This is a genomic window from Paraburkholderia sp. BR13439 (assembly GCF_040948805.1).
GTDB lineage: Bacteria > Pseudomonadota > Gammaproteobacteria > Burkholderiales > Burkholderiaceae > Paraburkholderia > Paraburkholderia youngii.
The window spans coordinates 65,790-80,250 of sequence record NZ_JBFPKN010000008.1 but is presented as its reverse complement, the minus strand read 5'-3'; the positions used below and the strand labels follow the sequence as shown (position 1 = coordinate 80,250).

The following is a 14,461-nucleotide window of genomic DNA, read 5'->3' as shown; positions in this document are numbered from 1 at the left end:
ATAGGCCGCGGCGACGAACAAGCCGCGCTCATTCGAGCGCGAGCCGAGCGCGAATCGCCGGCAGCATGTGTTCGACCGCCGCGCGCCCCTCCTCGATGGCCGGCGCCGCGCGATGAAAATCGAAGATGCCCATGCCGCCCAGACGCGGCTGGATCAGGATATCGGCCGGTTCGCCCGCGAGCCGGCTGCGCGTGATGCGCACCTGCATGATGTCGATGCTTTGCGCGATCGAGCTCAACATCGACGGCACGTGCGCGCTCGGCTTCGGCGGCACGCGCACGTCGTCGCTGGCGCTCGCTTCGGCTGGCGCCAACCAGCGCGGCCAGGGCTTGCCGTTGCGGCGCAGCGCGACGGGCGGCGGCGCGGTGGGATCGAGCGCGGGCGTTTCGATGACCGGGCCGCCGAAGTCGCGGCCGTTCAGGATGTCGTTGTTCAGATCGATCGCGATCACGCAGTCCGCGCGCATGCCGCGCGCGACCGACACCGGCACCGGGTTGCACAGCCCACCGTCGACGAGCCACACGCCGTTGTGCCACACCGGCGTGAAGATGCCCGGAATCGCAATCGACGCGCGCACCGAGTCGACCGTGCTGCCGTCCTGCAGCCAGATTTCGCGGCCCGTGTCGAGCTCGGTCGCGACTGCCGCGAACGGCATGTTCAGTTGCGCGATCGAGCGGCCGGCGAATTTGTCGGCGAATAGCTGGATCACCTTGCGCCCGCCGAGCAGACCGCCCGAGATACGCAGATCGAGCAGCCGCACCACGGTCTGCCACGTGAGACGCGACACCCACTCCTCGAGCCAGTCGAGATCGCCGTTCGCATAGACCGCGCCGACCAGCGCGCCGATCGACGTGCCGCACACGACGTCGGGCTTGATGCCCGCGTCTTGCAGCGCGCGAATCGCGCCGATATGCGCCCAGCCGCGCGCGGCGCCGCCCCCCAACACCAGCCCGATCCGGCTGTATCGACGTCGACGTATCATGCGTACCCCGCTCTTTCGGCCCGCTTGTCCGGCCGTCTTCTATTCGACATTTCCCCCGCCTATCGCCCGCGAATCACGTCCGAGCGTGACGTGGTGTACACCCTTTGGTTTCGGTCGAAGTGAACGTTGAAGATGCCTTCCTCGGTCACGCCGCCTTCGCGCCATTTCCAGCTCCACACGGTTTCCGGCTTCAGCGGAAACACCGCGACCTGTCCAGGCTTACCAAGCAATCGACGCACCTCGTCCTCGGTCATGCCGGAGCGGATTTTCGCGAAGTTGTCCGCCGTCAGCACCTGCGTGATCGCCTGCAGCTTGCCGTCGCGATCGATGTCGACCATGTAGGTGTTCAGGCCTTGCGGACCGCGCGGATACTCGAAGCGCTTCGAGCCGTCGGTGAAGGTGCGGGTGGTTTCGGGCTTGCCCATCTGCGCGAGGACTTGCGCTTCGGTCGTGACGCCCGGCGTCATATTCTTGAGCAACAACGCGTCCGGTTTGACCGCGTTGAAAAAGTCCTTGAGTTTTTGCACGGCTTGATCGCTCTGCTGTTGGTCGCAGCCAGTCAGCGCAACGCACGCTATTAGCAGCGTGACGCCCAGCGGTTTGAGGCTCACTTCGATTCCTGTCCGGATGCGCGGCATCTAAAGTTGCTGCGCATGACCGGTCTGTAGTGTGTACTACAAGGATAACCGCGCGCGGAGAAAACCGCGAGCAACACAGTCGCGACGAGTGCGGCTACGCACGCAACGTGTTGCGCGCAGCGCTAAAAGATCGGCTGGGATCGGTCGAAATGGGCAAGCCAGAAGCAAAAAGGCGACGCTGTGTGCAGCGTCGCCATGTCGGTCGATACGATCAACCGGAAGTGACGGCGGCTCATCAGCCGCCTTGCGCGAAGCACCGCGGACGACGCGCAGCGGCCTGCTCCAGACGAAGCGATGAGCAACCTTGGCTACTCACCTTGCGCCATCGCCGAATGACAAACCGCTGCCTTTTATGGCCGCCCTGGTCCCTCGATAAGCCTTCCAGATGCCGATAATCTAAACGCATCGGAGGCTTTCGACGAGAGCGCGTTTACACCGAATTGGCAGAAGATTCGCGCGGTGCGAAAGGGGCGCAGGCTGGCCGGCCTCCGGATGGCCGGCCTCCGGATGGCCGGCCCCCCGATAGCCGGCCTCCGGAAGGCCGGCCCCTTCAAATCACCCGGAAGCCGTGCGTGCCGTCGCGCGCCAGTTGCGCGACGAGCCCATGCTCCCATTCCAGATACGCGCTCATCGCTTCGCGCGCGTTCTCCGTGCCCTCATATGGCCGCTGATAACGATCGATCCGCGGCGACGCCATCCGCGTGCCACCCGACTCTACCGGCAAGCCCGCGTCGATCCATGCGCGCGTGCCGCCGCGCAGCACCTGCACCGGCCGCTCGGTCGCCGCGGCGAGTTCCGGTGCGACGAAGCGCGCGAGCACGTCGCTGCCGCACGTCACCACATAGCGCTTCGCATCGGGCAGCGTGCGCAGCGCGTCGGCGAGCTGGCTGCGGATCACGAACCATGCGCCCGGAATGTGCCGCTTCAGATAATTCGTGCTGCTCGTGAAGTCGAGCACGACGGTTCCCGGCGACTGCAGCAGCGCCGCAAGCTCGGCCGGCTCGATGTCGTCGACGTCGGGTGGCGTGACCGCGTTGCGCGCGAGCGGCGCCATGCCCTTCTCGGCGAAATCGCCCGCCGTCAGGCCATCGACCACGAACACCTCGACGTTCATCTGCGCGAGCCACGATGCGGTCATGTTCGCGCGCACACCGTCGCTGTCCGCGAGGATCACACGCGCGCCGCGCACCGTCACGAACAGGTCGGTTTCCTGCACGAGCTGGCCGCCAGGCGCGCTGCGAAAGCCGGGCACGTGGCCCGCCTCGTATTCCTCGGGCGTGCGCACGTCGAAGCGATACACGGTGCGCACCGCCTCGTCGGCCCAGCGGCGCGCTTCGTCGCGCGAGGTGCGGCGCACGCGCGCCCGGTCGGCAAGCGCGCGCGCGCCGTCGGCCGCCGCGAGACGGGATACGTCGTCGACCGCACCTTCGACGCGCCGCGTGCTGCCATGCGCGAGCGGCTGGCCGGCGAGCGTCCAGCCCATCGTGCCGTTGCGCAGCGCGGCCACCGGATTGGGCACGCCCGCGTTGATCAGCGACTGCGCGCCGATGATGCTTCGCGTGCGTCCCGCGCAATTGACGATGATGCGCGTGGCCGGATCCGGCGCGAGCTGCCGCGCGCGCAACACCAGCTCCGCACCCGGCACGCTGATGCTGCCGGGGATGTTCATGGTCTGAAACTCGTCGAAGCGGCGCGCGTCGAGCACCACGACATCGGCCTCGCGATCGAGCAGAGCCTGCACCTGCTGCGCGGACAGCGAAGGCGTATGACGCACGCTTTCGACCAGTTCGCCGAACGCCTTGCTCGGCACGTTGACATCCTTGAACAACTCGCCGCCCGCTTCGCGCCAGCCCTGCAGACCGCCTTCGAGCAATGCGACGTTGCTATAGCCGAGCTCGTCGAGGCGCTCGGCCGCGCGCCTCGCGAGCCCTTCGCCGGCATCGAACACGACGATCGGCACGGCGAGGCGCGGCAGCCGCAGCGGCGCATCGAGTTCGAGCCGCGACAGTGGCAGATTGGCGGCGAACAACGGATGACTGCGCGCGTGCGGATCTTCCTCACGCACGTCGACGAGCGCGATCTCCTCGCGATCGAGCAATGCGTGGCACACGTCCTGGAACGACCGGGTACGAAACTCTTTGACGAAATTCATGGGATCGGGAACTCCTTCGCTACATTCCAGATTTCGGGCGACGCGTCGCGTCACCGTACCGAATACTTAAACCGTACACTCGAATTCCGATCGGCGCACGGTCACTCGTTGGATTGCTTATTCGACCGCACTGCGAATGCGAAGCACCGCCGCGCGAACACGCTACGCAAGCGCAATTTCCGCGCCACGCATCGCCTCTCGTCGCGGCTCGTCGCGCCTCACCAGCGCTGGCGACCCTTCCGCCGTCAGGGACATCGCCGCGCCGCCAGCAGAAAAGCCGCCGCTTTGCCACAATGCCCCATCGCGCGAAAGCGCCGCCCATCGCTATGAATAGACAATGATCCCCTTCTCGGTTCTCGATCTTTCGCCGGTCACCGCGGGTGCCACGCCCGCTGATGCGTTCAGGAACACACTGTCACTCGCGCAGCACGCGGAAAAACTGAATTACAAGCGTTACTGGCTCGCCGAGCATCACAACATGACCGGCATCGCGAGCGCGGCGACCTCGGTCGTGATCGGCTACGTGGCCGGCGGCACGAAGACGATTCGTGTCGGCTCCGGCGGCATCATGCTGCCGAACCATGCGCCGCTCGTGATCGCCGAACAGTTCGGCACGCTCGCGTCGCTGTATCCGGGCCGGATCGATCTCGGCCTCGGCCGCGCGCCCGGCACCGATCAGACCACCGCCCGCGCGCTGCGCCGCGACCTGCAGGCGAGCGCCGAAACCTTCCCCGACGATGTCGTCGAATTGCAACGCTACTTCGCCGAACCAGTCGCGGGCCAGCGCATTCGCGCGGTGCCGGGCGCGGGCCTGAATGTGCCGCTGTGGCTGCTCGGCTCGTCGCTGTACAGCGCGCAACTGGCCGCGGCGCTCGGGCTGCCGTTCGCGTTCGCGTCGCACTTCGCGCCCGATTACATGATGAGCGCGCTACAGGTGTATCGCTCGCAGTTCCGGCCGTCCGCGACGCTGGCGAAACCGTATGCGATGGTCGGCGTCAATCTGTTCGCCGCCGACACGAACGACGAAGCCGCGCGCCTCTTTACGTCGCTGCAGCAGCAGTTCATCAATCTGCGGCGCGGCACGCCGGGGCAATTGCAGCCACCGGTCGAGCGGCTCGACGCATCGGAGATGGAGCTGAACAACGTCGCGCGAGCGCTCGCGTGCACGGTGCTCGGCGATCGCGACGCGATCCGCGAAGGTCTGCAATCGATCATCGAGCAGACCGGCGCGAACGAGTTGATGCTGACCGCGCAGATTTACGATCACGAAGCGCGGCTGCGCTCGTTCGAGATCGGCGCCGAGGTGCGCGATGAATTGATGGCGGTCGAATAAGCGCTTCGCGAACCGATCGGCCGACACGGCCACGCACGAAAAAAGGGCGGCTCATGGCGAGCCGCCCTTGTTTTTTGCACTGCGTTGGACCAGTCGCATGAGAAGCCGGCCCCGGCGCCGGCGTGGCTCTAGAAGGCGCTCTTTACAACGCCCCCGTCGGCCCGCAACGCAGCTCCCGTGGTGGCCGACGAAAGCGGACTCGCGATATAGGCCACCAGCGACGCGACTTCCTGCGGCGAACCAAATCTCTTGATCAGCGAGGTGGGACGGACCTTCTCGAAGAACTCTTTTTCGAACGCTTCGAACGATTTGCCGTCGGCCTTGGCAAGGGTCTCCACGAATTCACCGACTCCCCGCGATTTCGTCGGCCCCGGCAACACGCTATTGACTGTAATGCCGGTGCCGGCAACGGCTTCGGCGAGTCCGCGCGCGACCGCCAGCTGCGCGGTTTTCGTCATCCCGTAGTGAATCATTTCAGCTGGGATCTGCACCGCGCTTTCGCTCGAAATGAAAATGATGCGCCCCCAGTTGGCCTGCCTCATCGCAGGCAGATACAGGCGAGCGAGGCGTACCCCGCTCAACACGTTGACATCGAAGAACCGCTGCCAGTCCGCGTCGGGGATCTCTTCAAACGGCTTGGGCTCGAAGATGCCGAGGTTGTTGACCAGAATTTCCACGCCGGGGTAGCGTCGCGCGAGTTCTTCTGCTGAAGCGGCGGTACCGAGATCGCCGGCAAATCCCTGCACGTCGCCGCCCGTCTGCGCTTTCAACTGCGCGACTACGTCATCCACGGATGACTGCAAGCGGCCGTTCACGATTACACGAGCGCCCTCCTGCGCCAACGTGCTGGCGATAGCGAGACCGATGCCGGCTGTGCTGCCGCTCACCAGTGCGAGTTTGCCTGTCAGGTTCAAGTCCATGGGTGATTTCCTTTCAATGGATGAATTAAAAATCGCGACGTCGGGTACAGCCTCGCTTTCGAACAGCAAAAAGACTAGATGATCTGACGGAAATGGCAACGCACATGAGTGACAGGCGGACCGTGACGCAGGCAGGCCTGAAGTACCGTGTACGAGCAGGAAAACGAGGCCATGTCAGCGATTTTCCGACTTCGTTTGGCCAAGTGATGGTCGCGCCCAAACTCGCATCATCGTGATTCACTTTGGGATGCGCTCTGCACAGACTACGCGCGGATGGCATGACATGTGCGTACCGTGCTGCAAGCAGCCGGCCGCTTGAATGTTCTACAACCCTCTTGTTCTTGTTCGAGGAGACACCCCATGAACACACTGACCATCGACGACATCCAGAACTGTGCGGAACTGGATCACCAGGAGATGACCACCATTCAAGGTGGCCGGATGAAACTACCCGGCCAGCACGTCGGCTCGATTCTCACGAGCGCTGATGGCGACCCTGTCGGCGTCTATGTAGACGGCGTGCTGCAGAACTCCGTTACCGACGGCTTCTACCACGGCTGACAGCAAGGCGGCGCGCAGCCCTGCGCGCCCCGATGCCGCGGATGTGGCCAGTGCGTGCGTGAAAAAGCGCTCGTCACCTGTCGTGGAGATGACTCACCAGGTAATCGATCAACGCACGTGCTCGAGACGGCAAAAATCGATTCGGCGGATAAAGCAGCCAAACCGGGCCCATATAGGGACGCGCCTCGAACTCCCAGTCGCTCAGCACCTGGACGATGTCGCCCGCGGAAATCGCCTGCGCAGCGACAAAATCGGGCAAGCTCGCAATGCCCAGGCCATGCAGCGCGGCATCCAACCGCGCGCTCGTATCATTGGCGACGTAGCGCCCCTTCACTTCGACCGACCGTGTCTCAGAGTCGCGGCGGAAATGCCATCGATTGTCGTCGACCGTCTCTCCTAGATACATGCATGCGTGCCGCGCCAGGTCGCGCGGCTCGGCCGGCGTCCCGCGCTCCGCAAGATAAGCAGGCGACGCGCACAGAACCCATTTGACCGCTCCGAGTCGCCGGGCAGCAAGACCCGGCGGAGGCGAACGCGTGAGCCGGATCACCAGATCGACATCGTCACGTAGCGGATCGACGTCGTGGTCGGCGAAGACCAGATGGACATCCACGTCGGGCCACATGCGCAGAAACTCCGGAACAAGCGGATGGATGACAGATCTCGCATATGAAATCGGCGCACTGATGCTGACCTTGCCTCGCGGATCACCCGCCCCTTGTCCAGCGACGTCGACGGCGCCCGAGGCCGCGCCGACCATATCCCGGCAGTACCGGTAAATCTGCGCGCCCGAATCCGTCAACCGGATGCTACGGGTCGAGCGCTCGAGCAGGCGCGTGCCCAACGCATCCTCGAGGCGTTTGATCTGCCGACTGACAGTCGACGGTGTACTGCCCAGTTGCCGCGCGGCGATGGAGAAGTTGCCGGCGTCGACGACCCTCGCAAACATCGCCATGTCGGGTAGCAACGCAAAAAGCTCATTCGGATTCATCGCGATCCTCGCACCTGCCTTGGCATTTGTGCATTTCAAACATAAAAGATGTTCCGCCGCCGTGGATTATAGTTTTCGGCGCAATACCCGACAATTCCGACCGTAGGAATGAAAACAGAAGGTCCGTCATGTCGAAGCAAAAGAGCGCGTTATGGATATCCGACCTGATGCTGCTTGCGGTCGCGATGGTGTGGGGCACGAGTTATGGGGTCGTGAAAGACGCGCTCGCGATCTATCCGGTGCTCGGTCTGCTGGCGTTGCGCTTCGGACTGACGTTCGTCGTCTTGTCGCCGGCGTTGCGCTCGCTTCGACACGTTAGAGCGTCCGCCTTGCTGGGCGCGCTCGGCTCCAGCGCAATCCTGCTCAGCATCTTTTTGGCGGAGACATTCGGGATCGCGCACACACGCGCGTCGAATGCGGCGTTCCTTATCAGTCTGTGTGTCGCGCTGACGCCGCTGGTCGAATGGGTGTTGCTGCGACGAAAGCCGTCGAGTGGCGAATGGATCGCTGTGGGCTTGTCACTGATGGGCGCCGCGTTCGTCAGCGGAGGCGCGATCATTCCAACCGCAGGCGATGCGCTGATCCTTCTTGCGGCGTTGCTGCGCGCTCTGATGGTGTGCGTGACCAAGCGCGTGATGCGCGAATCGAATCTTGCCCCGCTGTCGGTAACGGCGGTCCAGGCAGGCGTCGTTGCACTGGGCAGTGTGCTGGTGGCGTTCGTGTTGCCGTCACAGCATTGGCAGGCGCTGCCGTCGCTCAGTGGGCACGGTGACTTCTGGGCGAGCATTGCTTACCTCGTGCTCGCCTGTACGTTGTTCGCATTCTTCGCACAGAATTTTGCCGTCAAGCGCAGCAACCCAACGCGCGTCGCTTTGCTGATGGGCAGCGAGCCCGCGTTCGGTGCGCTATTCGCCTACGTATGGCTCGGCGAGCATCTTTCGGCCTCGGCATGGTTTGGCGGAGGTCTGATGGTGCTTGCATCGGTGCTGGCGGCGGTGCCACTCAAAAGAGAAGCCAACGCGAGGCTCGGCATGCGCCCCGCTACTTCGGTCGAGGGTTAGCCGGTTTTTTGGGCCAAGCGTTGTTTCGATGCCTGCCCTCGCCTAGGCTCAAGGTCCGGCTCGAGTAACAGATTTCATGCAGCACGCACCGGCCTCTTGCACGGACGGGCACTTGACCGAGCCATACGAACAGAAGGCGCAGCAGTCGCCGGACTTCGGAGAAAGCAAGGCTTTGCACCGCGGGCATTCATAGAAGTAGACGCAGGCGTCGGTAGGCATCGTCACGACTGTGACGTACCCGCAGTGCGGACAGGTCAACGCGGACTCCAGGATCGGTGAGGTTTGCATTGATCGCGTCTACATCCGTATTCCTTGCACCTGTCAATGTTAGCGCCGGCAAACGGTCGCGGGGCTTGCGCAAAGGCCGTACCGCACCGAAGTCCAGCATCCGGACGCGATACGTGTCACAAATAGCCATTGCGGTGGAATAAAGGCGAGCCGTTGGCGTTCATAGATTAGGCGTCGCGTGAAAGAGCGCGTAGCCGTGGAACCGCGAAACGGAATCGTCGGCCGCGCACAGCGGTTGCTTGCCCGCTTTGCAGAAGGTTTGCCTGATCTTTTTGTAACCGCCGCCGGCGTCGCGGGACTTGCCGCTAGCGATCCGCGACTCCCCGGCTCAACGCGTGGCCGCGCGGCAAGTCAGTCCCGTTGGCCGTGCAGGAGAGTTCTACATGAAAGTATCAAGACTGTTATCGGCCGTATCCGTGATCATCGCGCTAGGAGTCGCATCGTTGTCGTTGGGCGCGTGCCAGTCCACGGGCGACATGAGCTCGTCGGGTAGCAACAGTAGCAGCGGCAGCAGCGGCGGCTATTGATGCGCGCTCACGCGGCCGTCAGCGTCGCGTGAACTTCGATACGGAAGTGATATCGCGGCTCCCGTGGCCGCGGCGCTATGCGCGTGCGCTGACGTGCCCTCGGTCAGGGCGGTCAGCCTGACCGGAACAGCCCGATCGGCTTACGCTGATCGGGCTGTTTCCTTTTTGGGAGGTAGTCATGGACACGGGACAGAAATTCGTTCGAACCCTCAGCGGTTCGTCGGCACCGCCGCCAACCCGTCCAACAACGCCTTATGAAACGCATCCGGGTACTGCATCTGAGGCGCGTGACCAAGCGCCGCAAACTCCATGAGCGTCGCATGCGGAATCGCCTTCGCGGCCGCGCGGCCTAGTTCCGGACAATGGCCGAGCTTCGCGCGCACTTCGGGCGGCGCGGCATCCTTGCCGATCGCGGTGGTGTCGCAGGGGGTACACCGTGACGCTTCGTGCTCCGGCAACGTCAACCCTTCTTCTCAGTCGTTCGTTGATCCGGTACGAGGCTTGCCTCCGGTGCAAAGCGCGAGGCACTCGTTCGTTCAATTCATGACGCACCTCCACCCATGTCCAGAAAATCGATACTTACTGCGTCGATCGTCGCTGCGGCCAGCCTTTCGGCCTGCGTCGCTCAATCGGCGAACAATTACGCTGGCGGAGACCGGCAACACGCTCCGGTGGCCGTGCAAGCCCCATCCGATATCGAAGCGAAGCCGTTCGCACATCCTGGACTGCTGCACAGCGAGCGGGACTTCGAGCGTATGCGAGTCAACGTGGCGCAGGGCAAACAGCCTTGGCTACAAGGGTGGCAACGCTTGATCGCCAACCGCCACGCGTCGCTGGGCTGGACCCCGCGCCCGCAGGATGCCATCTATCGCGGCAAGAACCCCGAGCATGCCGAGAACTATTCGCTGCTGTTCAACGACGCGGCGGCGGCCTATACGCTCGCGCTGCGCTGGAAAGTCTCTGGTGACGACGCCTATGCCGGCAAGGCCATCGATATCCTGAACGCGTGGTCGGGCAGTCTGAAGATGATCGACGGGAACTCGGACAAGTTCCTCGCCTCCGGCATCTACGGCTACGAGCTGGCGAATGCGGCGGAAATCCTGCGCACGTCGCCGCAATGGAAAGCGGCGGATTTCCGGCGCTTCCAGTCGATGATGCTCACCGTGTTCTACCCGATGAACCACAACTTCCTGACCCAACACAACGGCACGAAGGTCGATCATTACTGGGCCAACTGGGATCTCGCCAACATGGCGTCAATGCTGGCGATTGGCGTGCTGACCGACCGCCGGGACATTTATGCGGAAGCGGTCGAGTATTTCAAGCACGGCCCGGGCAATGGCTCGATCGAACACCTCGTCTGGAAGCTGTATCCGAACGGGCTCGGTCAAGTCCAGGAAAGCGGCCGCGACCAAGGGCACACCATGCTCGACTTCGCACTGGCGGGTGCGTTTTGCCAGATGGCCTGGAATCAGGGAGACGATCTGTTCGGATACGACAACAACCGTCTGCTGAAGGGTGCCGAATACGCCGCGCAATACAACCTCGGCCAGGATGTGCCCTACACCTTGTATTCAGACAGCCTGGCGACGCAGCCAGAGATTTCGCCAGGATCAAGAGGTGATACCCGGCCGATCTGGGAATTGCTCTACAACCACTACGTGGTGTTGAAGAAACTCAAGGCGCCGGGCGTTGCCGCATATGCGCAGCAGGTGCGCCCGGAAGGCGGCGGTGGCGACTATGGTTCGACCAGCGGTGGCTTCGACCAACTTGGGTATGGCACGTTGACGTACACCCTCAAGTAGCAGATCTGCTCGGGTGCTCACTCCCAGAACGGGGGGTGACTCAAAGGGACGCGACCATTATCAGGACGCCTGCGTCATCCTGAGCGGCGAACCTTGGAAGCACTTTTCGGCGTGCGCTCTGACCGGAACGGCCGCGACCTCGCTCAAGAAGCTGTACGTCGCGTGTTCGTGGCGAATTCTGTCAGTTCCATATTGTTGACGATTCACTTGCCTTTTGTCGAACGGCCGCAATTGGCCAGAAAGCGGTTCGAACTTTCAGCGATTCGTCTGCACCGCCGCCAGCCCCTCGAGCAGCGCCTTATGAAACGCATCCGGGTCCTGCACCTGCGGCGCGTGACCAAGCGCCGCAAACTCCACGAGCGTTGCGTGCGGAATCGCCTTCGCGGCCGCGCGGCCCAGTTCCGGATAATGGCCGAGCTTCGCGCGCACTTCGGGCGGCGCGGCATCCTTGCCGATCGCGGTCGTGTCCTTCTGACCGATCAGCAGCAGCGTCGGCATGCTGAGTTGCCCCAGTTCATAGAAAACCGGCTGCGTGTAAATCATGTCATCCAGCAGCGCGGAATTCCACGCGACGATCTGCTTACCCGGCCCTCGATACATGCCCGCGAGCATCTGCACCCACGGCTCATAGTCCGCGCGCCATTGCCCCGCGTAGTAGGTCGCCTGTTCGTAGCGGCGAATACCGTCGGCGCTGGTCTTCAGCTCACGCTGATACCACTGGTCGACCGATAGCGACGGCACGCCCTTCGCCTTCCAGTCCTCGAGTCCAATCGGGTTCACGAGCACCAGCTGCTGCGTTTCGCGCGGATACATCAGCGCATAGCGAACCGCGAGCATGCCGCCCGTCGAATGGCCGACCACCGTCACTTCGCTGATGCCGAGCGACTCGAGCAGCGCATGCGTATTGCGCGCGAGCTGCTGGAAGCTGTACTGGTAATGCTCGGGCTTGCTCGATTTGCAAAAACCGATCTGATCCGGTGCGATCACGCGATAACCGGCGTCGCTCAGCCGGCGAATCGTCGTATCCCATGTCGCCGAGCAAAAATTCTTGCCATGCAGCAACACCACGGTGCGCCCGTTCGCATGCGCGGGCTTCACGTCCATGTAGGCCATCTGCAAAGGCACCCCCTGCGACGTGAATTCGAAGCGTTCGACCGGCGCCGGATAGCTGAAGCCCTGCAGCTCCGGACCGTAGGCCGGGCCGGAATCGTCGACTGAGGACGCGCCGCTTGCGGCGCCCGGGCTTGCCTCGCTCGCCGGCGTGGCGGCCACGGCGACAGTCGCCGCGCAGAGCACGACACAGGCGCAGATACTCGACAGGACAAGCAGGAACGGGGGGCGAAGATTCATCGGGATGGGTCTGGAAAAAACGCAGCAGGGATGCACGAGGCGCGGAGCGCACGATTCTACGATGTACCGACGAATTCTGGCGCCAGTCGCGCAGCGCGGACACGGCACGCGGCAGAACCGATTGGGCATGCATATTGCACCTTCGTGCTCGAGCATCGTCCGGACACGACCTTGCGGCCAATGTGCTGCGCCGCACCGAAAAATGCGCCATAACAGGTGATCGTTACAGGATGGTCGGCCACGCGGCCCCCGCAATAAACATTTATTCACTCGGGTCCAATCGGTGCTAGAACTGACAGACGGACTCGCGAAAAACAGGCAGCAAAGAACGGCAATGCGGTACGACTGCCAGGCAGCCCAAATCATCAGCGGAGAGGACGCGGCCAGATCATTCCCGGGGGTATACCAATCAGGCAACCATCTTGCATGAGGTCGGCGTGAGTGCTGAAGGGCTCGCGCCGATCGACAGGAGACAAATATGAATACTCCGGCACGGCTGAACGACTTACAGCGCACTACCCTGGCGATCGTCCTCGCCGGCGGACGCGGCACCCGGCTCGGGCCGCTGACGAACAAGCGTGTGAAACCGGCGGTGCACTTCGGCGGCAAATACCGGATCATCGACTTTGCGCTTTCCAATTGCCTGAATTCCGGCATCCGCCGCATCGCGGTGGTCACGCAGTACAAGGCGCATTCGCTGCTGCGGCATTTGCAGCGCGGCTGGAGCTTCCTGCGCGGCGAGATGGGCGAGTTCATCGACCTGTGGCCCGCGCAGCAGCGCGTCGAAGGCGCGCACTGGTATCGCGGCACCGCCGACGCGGTGTTCCAGAACCTCGACATCATCCGCTCGATCCGTCCGAAGTATGTGGTCGTGCTCGCGGGCGACCACATCTACAAGATGGACTACACGCGCATGATCGCCGATCACGCGGACAGCGGCGCCGACTGCACGGTCGGCTGCATCGAGGTGCCGCGCATGGACGCGGTCGCGTTCGGCGTGATGGCGGTCGACGAAAACCGCCGCGTGACCGGCTTCGTCGAAAAACCGGCCGACCCGCCCGCGATACCCGGCCGTCCCGACACGGCGCTCGCGAGCATGGGCATCTACGTGTTCAACGCCGACTACCTGTACAAGCAGCTCGAAGAGAACATCGCCGCGATCGATACCGACCACGACTTCGGCAAGGACATCCTGCCGCGCGTGGTCACCCAGGGCGTGGCGATCGCGCATCCATTCAGCATGTCGTGCGTGTCGTCGGACCCGAGCGTCGAGCCGTACTGGCGCGACGTCGGCACGATCGACGCGTACTGGGCCGCGAACCTCGACCTCGCCTCGACGATCCCGACCCTCGACCTGTACGACGAGTCGTGGCCGATCTGGACCTACCAGGAGCAGTTGCCGCCCGCGAAGTTCGTACGCGACATGAAGGGGCTGCAGGGTTCGGGCAACAACCTGCTCGTCTGCGGCGGCTGCGTGATCTCGGGCTCGCAGATTTCGCGCTCGGTGCTGTCGTCGAACGTGAAAGTGAGTTCGTTCTGTAATATCAATGAGGCAGTCTTGCTGCCGCAGGTCACGGTCGGCGCGAGTTGCCGCCTGCAAAAGGTGGTGATCGACCGCGGCTGCACGATTCCGGAAGGCACCGTGATCGGTGAAGACCCGGCGCGCGACGCCGAGCGCTTCTATCGCACCGACGATGGCGTCGTGCTGGTCACGCAGGAAGCGCTGCGCAAGCATCCGAAGTAGCGCGCCCGCCGCATGCATGCACCGGCGGCCACGGCGCCGCCGGCCATGCCTTTCCTCGCTTCATCCGGCTTCGCCCGCAACACCGCTGACCATTTACCAACCCGAGCAA

Annotated in this window: 13 protein-coding genes and 1 pseudogene; 6 read left to right on the top strand and 8 right to left on the bottom strand. The window is 63.5% G+C overall.

Features of this window, described 5'->3' with window-relative positions; genetic code table 11:
* Positions 1-28 precede the first annotated feature (28 nt).
* From AB3X96_RS17635 to AB3X96_RS17625, 3 genes are all read right to left on the bottom strand, one after another.
* On the bottom strand, positions 29-982 hold the full coding sequence (locus AB3X96_RS17635) for a patatin-like phospholipase family protein (RefSeq protein WP_176108963.1): 954 nt from the start codon (positions 980-982) through the stop codon (positions 29-31).
* Positions 983-1,041: 59 nt separating this feature from the next.
* Positions 1,042-1,593: an outer membrane protein assembly factor BamE gene (bamE, locus tag AB3X96_RS17630; protein WP_176108964.1), complete on the bottom strand. Its 552-nt coding sequence runs from the start codon at positions 1,591-1,593 to the stop codon at positions 1,042-1,044.
* Between the two features lie 577 nt (positions 1,594-2,170).
* Positions 2,171-3,772: a rhodanese-related sulfurtransferase gene (locus AB3X96_RS17625; protein WP_368590680.1), complete on the bottom strand. Its 1,602-nt coding sequence runs from the start codon at positions 3,770-3,772 to the stop codon at positions 2,171-2,173.
* Positions 3,773-4,109: 337 nt separating this feature from the next.
* Between AB3X96_RS17625 and AB3X96_RS17620 the strand changes: the two genes are divergently transcribed.
* Entirely contained in the window at positions 4,110-5,105 is a 996-nt protein-coding gene (locus AB3X96_RS17620; protein ID WP_176108966.1) for an LLM class flavin-dependent oxidoreductase, read from the top strand.
* A 128-nt stretch (positions 5,106-5,233) separates the two neighbouring features.
* Here the strand turns inward: AB3X96_RS17620 and AB3X96_RS17615 are convergent, their stop codons facing one another.
* A complete protein-coding gene (locus AB3X96_RS17615) occupies positions 5,234-6,025 on the bottom strand; it encodes an SDR family NAD(P)-dependent oxidoreductase (RefSeq protein ID WP_368590842.1) in 792 nt (263 codons plus the stop codon).
* Between the two features lie 360 nt (positions 6,026-6,385).
* Between AB3X96_RS17615 and AB3X96_RS17610 the strand changes: the two genes are divergently transcribed.
* Positions 6,386-6,586, top strand: a complete 201-nt coding sequence (locus AB3X96_RS17610; protein WP_176365726.1) for a hypothetical protein — start codon at positions 6,386-6,388, stop codon at positions 6,584-6,586.
* 73 nt (positions 6,587-6,659) lie between these two features.
* On the opposite strand, the gene AB3X96_RS17605 is transcribed toward AB3X96_RS17610, so the two are convergent.
* Positions 6,660-7,577, bottom strand: coding sequence for a LysR family transcriptional regulator (locus AB3X96_RS17605; protein ID WP_368590679.1), 918 nt, complete (start codon positions 7,575-7,577; stop codon positions 6,660-6,662).
* Positions 7,578-7,705: 128 nt separating this feature from the next.
* On the opposite strand from AB3X96_RS17605, the gene AB3X96_RS17600 reads away from it, so the two are divergent.
* Positions 7,706-8,638 carry a DMT family transporter gene (locus AB3X96_RS17600; RefSeq protein ID WP_368590678.1) on the top strand — a complete coding sequence of 311 codons (933 nt, stop codon included), beginning with the start codon at positions 7,706-7,708 and terminating at the stop codon, positions 8,636-8,638.
* 48 nt (positions 8,639-8,686) lie between these two features.
* On the opposite strand, the gene AB3X96_RS17595 is transcribed toward AB3X96_RS17600, so the two are convergent.
* On the bottom strand, positions 8,687-8,926 hold the full coding sequence (locus AB3X96_RS17595; protein WP_368590677.1) for a GDCCVxC domain-containing (seleno)protein: 240 nt from the start codon (positions 8,924-8,926) through the stop codon (positions 8,687-8,689).
* 383 nt (positions 8,927-9,309) lie between these two features.
* Here AB3X96_RS17595 and AB3X96_RS17590 point away from each other — a divergent pair, with 383 nt between their 5' ends.
* Positions 9,310-9,453 carry a hypothetical protein gene (locus AB3X96_RS17590; RefSeq protein WP_368590676.1) on the top strand — a complete coding sequence of 48 codons (144 nt, stop codon included), beginning with the start codon at positions 9,310-9,312 and terminating at the stop codon, positions 9,451-9,453.
* Positions 9,454-9,662: 209 nt separating this feature from the next.
* Here the strand turns inward: AB3X96_RS17590 and AB3X96_RS17585 are convergent.
* Positions 9,663-9,875 (bottom strand): annotated as a pseudogene (locus AB3X96_RS17585) (alpha/beta fold hydrolase); the annotation flags it as partial.
* A gap of 138 nt (positions 9,876-10,013) precedes the next feature.
* Between AB3X96_RS17585 and AB3X96_RS17580 the strand changes: the two are divergent.
* Positions 10,014-11,258 carry an alginate lyase family protein gene (locus AB3X96_RS17580; RefSeq protein ID WP_368590675.1) on the top strand — a complete coding sequence of 415 codons (1,245 nt, stop codon included), beginning with the start codon at positions 10,014-10,016 and terminating at the stop codon, positions 11,256-11,258.
* 255 nt (positions 11,259-11,513) lie between these two features.
* On the opposite strand, the gene AB3X96_RS17575 is transcribed toward AB3X96_RS17580, so the two are convergent.
* On the bottom strand, positions 11,514-12,608 hold the full coding sequence (locus AB3X96_RS17575; protein WP_368590674.1) for an alpha/beta fold hydrolase: 1,095 nt from the start codon (positions 12,606-12,608) through the stop codon (positions 11,514-11,516).
* 478 nt (positions 12,609-13,086) lie between these two features.
* On the opposite strand from AB3X96_RS17575, the gene glgC reads away from it, so the two are divergent.
* Positions 13,087-14,352 carry a glucose-1-phosphate adenylyltransferase gene (gene glgC / locus AB3X96_RS17570; RefSeq protein WP_176378046.1) on the top strand — a complete coding sequence of 422 codons (1,266 nt, stop codon included), beginning with the start codon at positions 13,087-13,089 and terminating at the stop codon, positions 14,350-14,352.
* Positions 14,353-14,461: the final 109 nt, after the last annotated feature.

Bases quoted from the DNA above. Each gene is read 5' to 3' on its own strand.
- AB3X96_RS17580 (WP_368590675.1), top strand. From the start codon at position 10,014: ATGTCCAGAAAATCGATACTTACTGCGTCGATCGTCGCTGCGGCCAGC.
- AB3X96_RS17600 (WP_368590678.1), top strand. From the start codon at position 7,706: ATGTCGAAGCAAAAGAGCGCGTTATGGATATCCGACCTGATGCTGCTT.
- AB3X96_RS17605 (WP_368590679.1), bottom strand. From the start codon at position 7,577: ATGAATCCGAATGAGCTTTTTGCGTTGCTACCCGACATGGCGATGTTT.
- glgC (WP_176378046.1), top strand. From the start codon at position 13,087: ATGAATACTCCGGCACGGCTGAACGACTTACAGCGCACTACCCTGGCG.
- AB3X96_RS17625 (WP_368590680.1), bottom strand. From the start codon at position 3,772: ATGAATTTCGTCAAAGAGTTTCGTACCCGGTCGTTCCAGGACGTGTGC.
- AB3X96_RS17595 (WP_368590677.1), bottom strand. From the start codon at position 8,926: ATGCAAACCTCACCGATCCTGGAGTCCGCGTTGACCTGTCCGCACTGC.
- AB3X96_RS17610 (WP_176365726.1), top strand. From the start codon at position 6,386: ATGAACACACTGACCATCGACGACATCCAGAACTGTGCGGAACTGGAT.
- AB3X96_RS17620 (WP_176108966.1), top strand. From the start codon at position 4,110: ATGATCCCCTTCTCGGTTCTCGATCTTTCGCCGGTCACCGCGGGTGCC.
- AB3X96_RS17635 (WP_176108963.1), bottom strand. From the start codon at position 982: ATGATACGTCGACGTCGATACAGCCGGATCGGGCTGGTGTTGGGGGGC.
- AB3X96_RS17575 (WP_368590674.1), bottom strand. From the start codon at position 12,608: ATGAATCTTCGCCCCCCGTTCCTGCTTGTCCTGTCGAGTATCTGCGCC.
- AB3X96_RS17590 (WP_368590676.1), top strand. From the start codon at position 9,310: ATGAAAGTATCAAGACTGTTATCGGCCGTATCCGTGATCATCGCGCTA.
- AB3X96_RS17615 (WP_368590842.1), bottom strand. From the start codon at position 6,025: ATGGACTTGAACCTGACAGGCAAACTCGCACTGGTGAGCGGCAGCACA.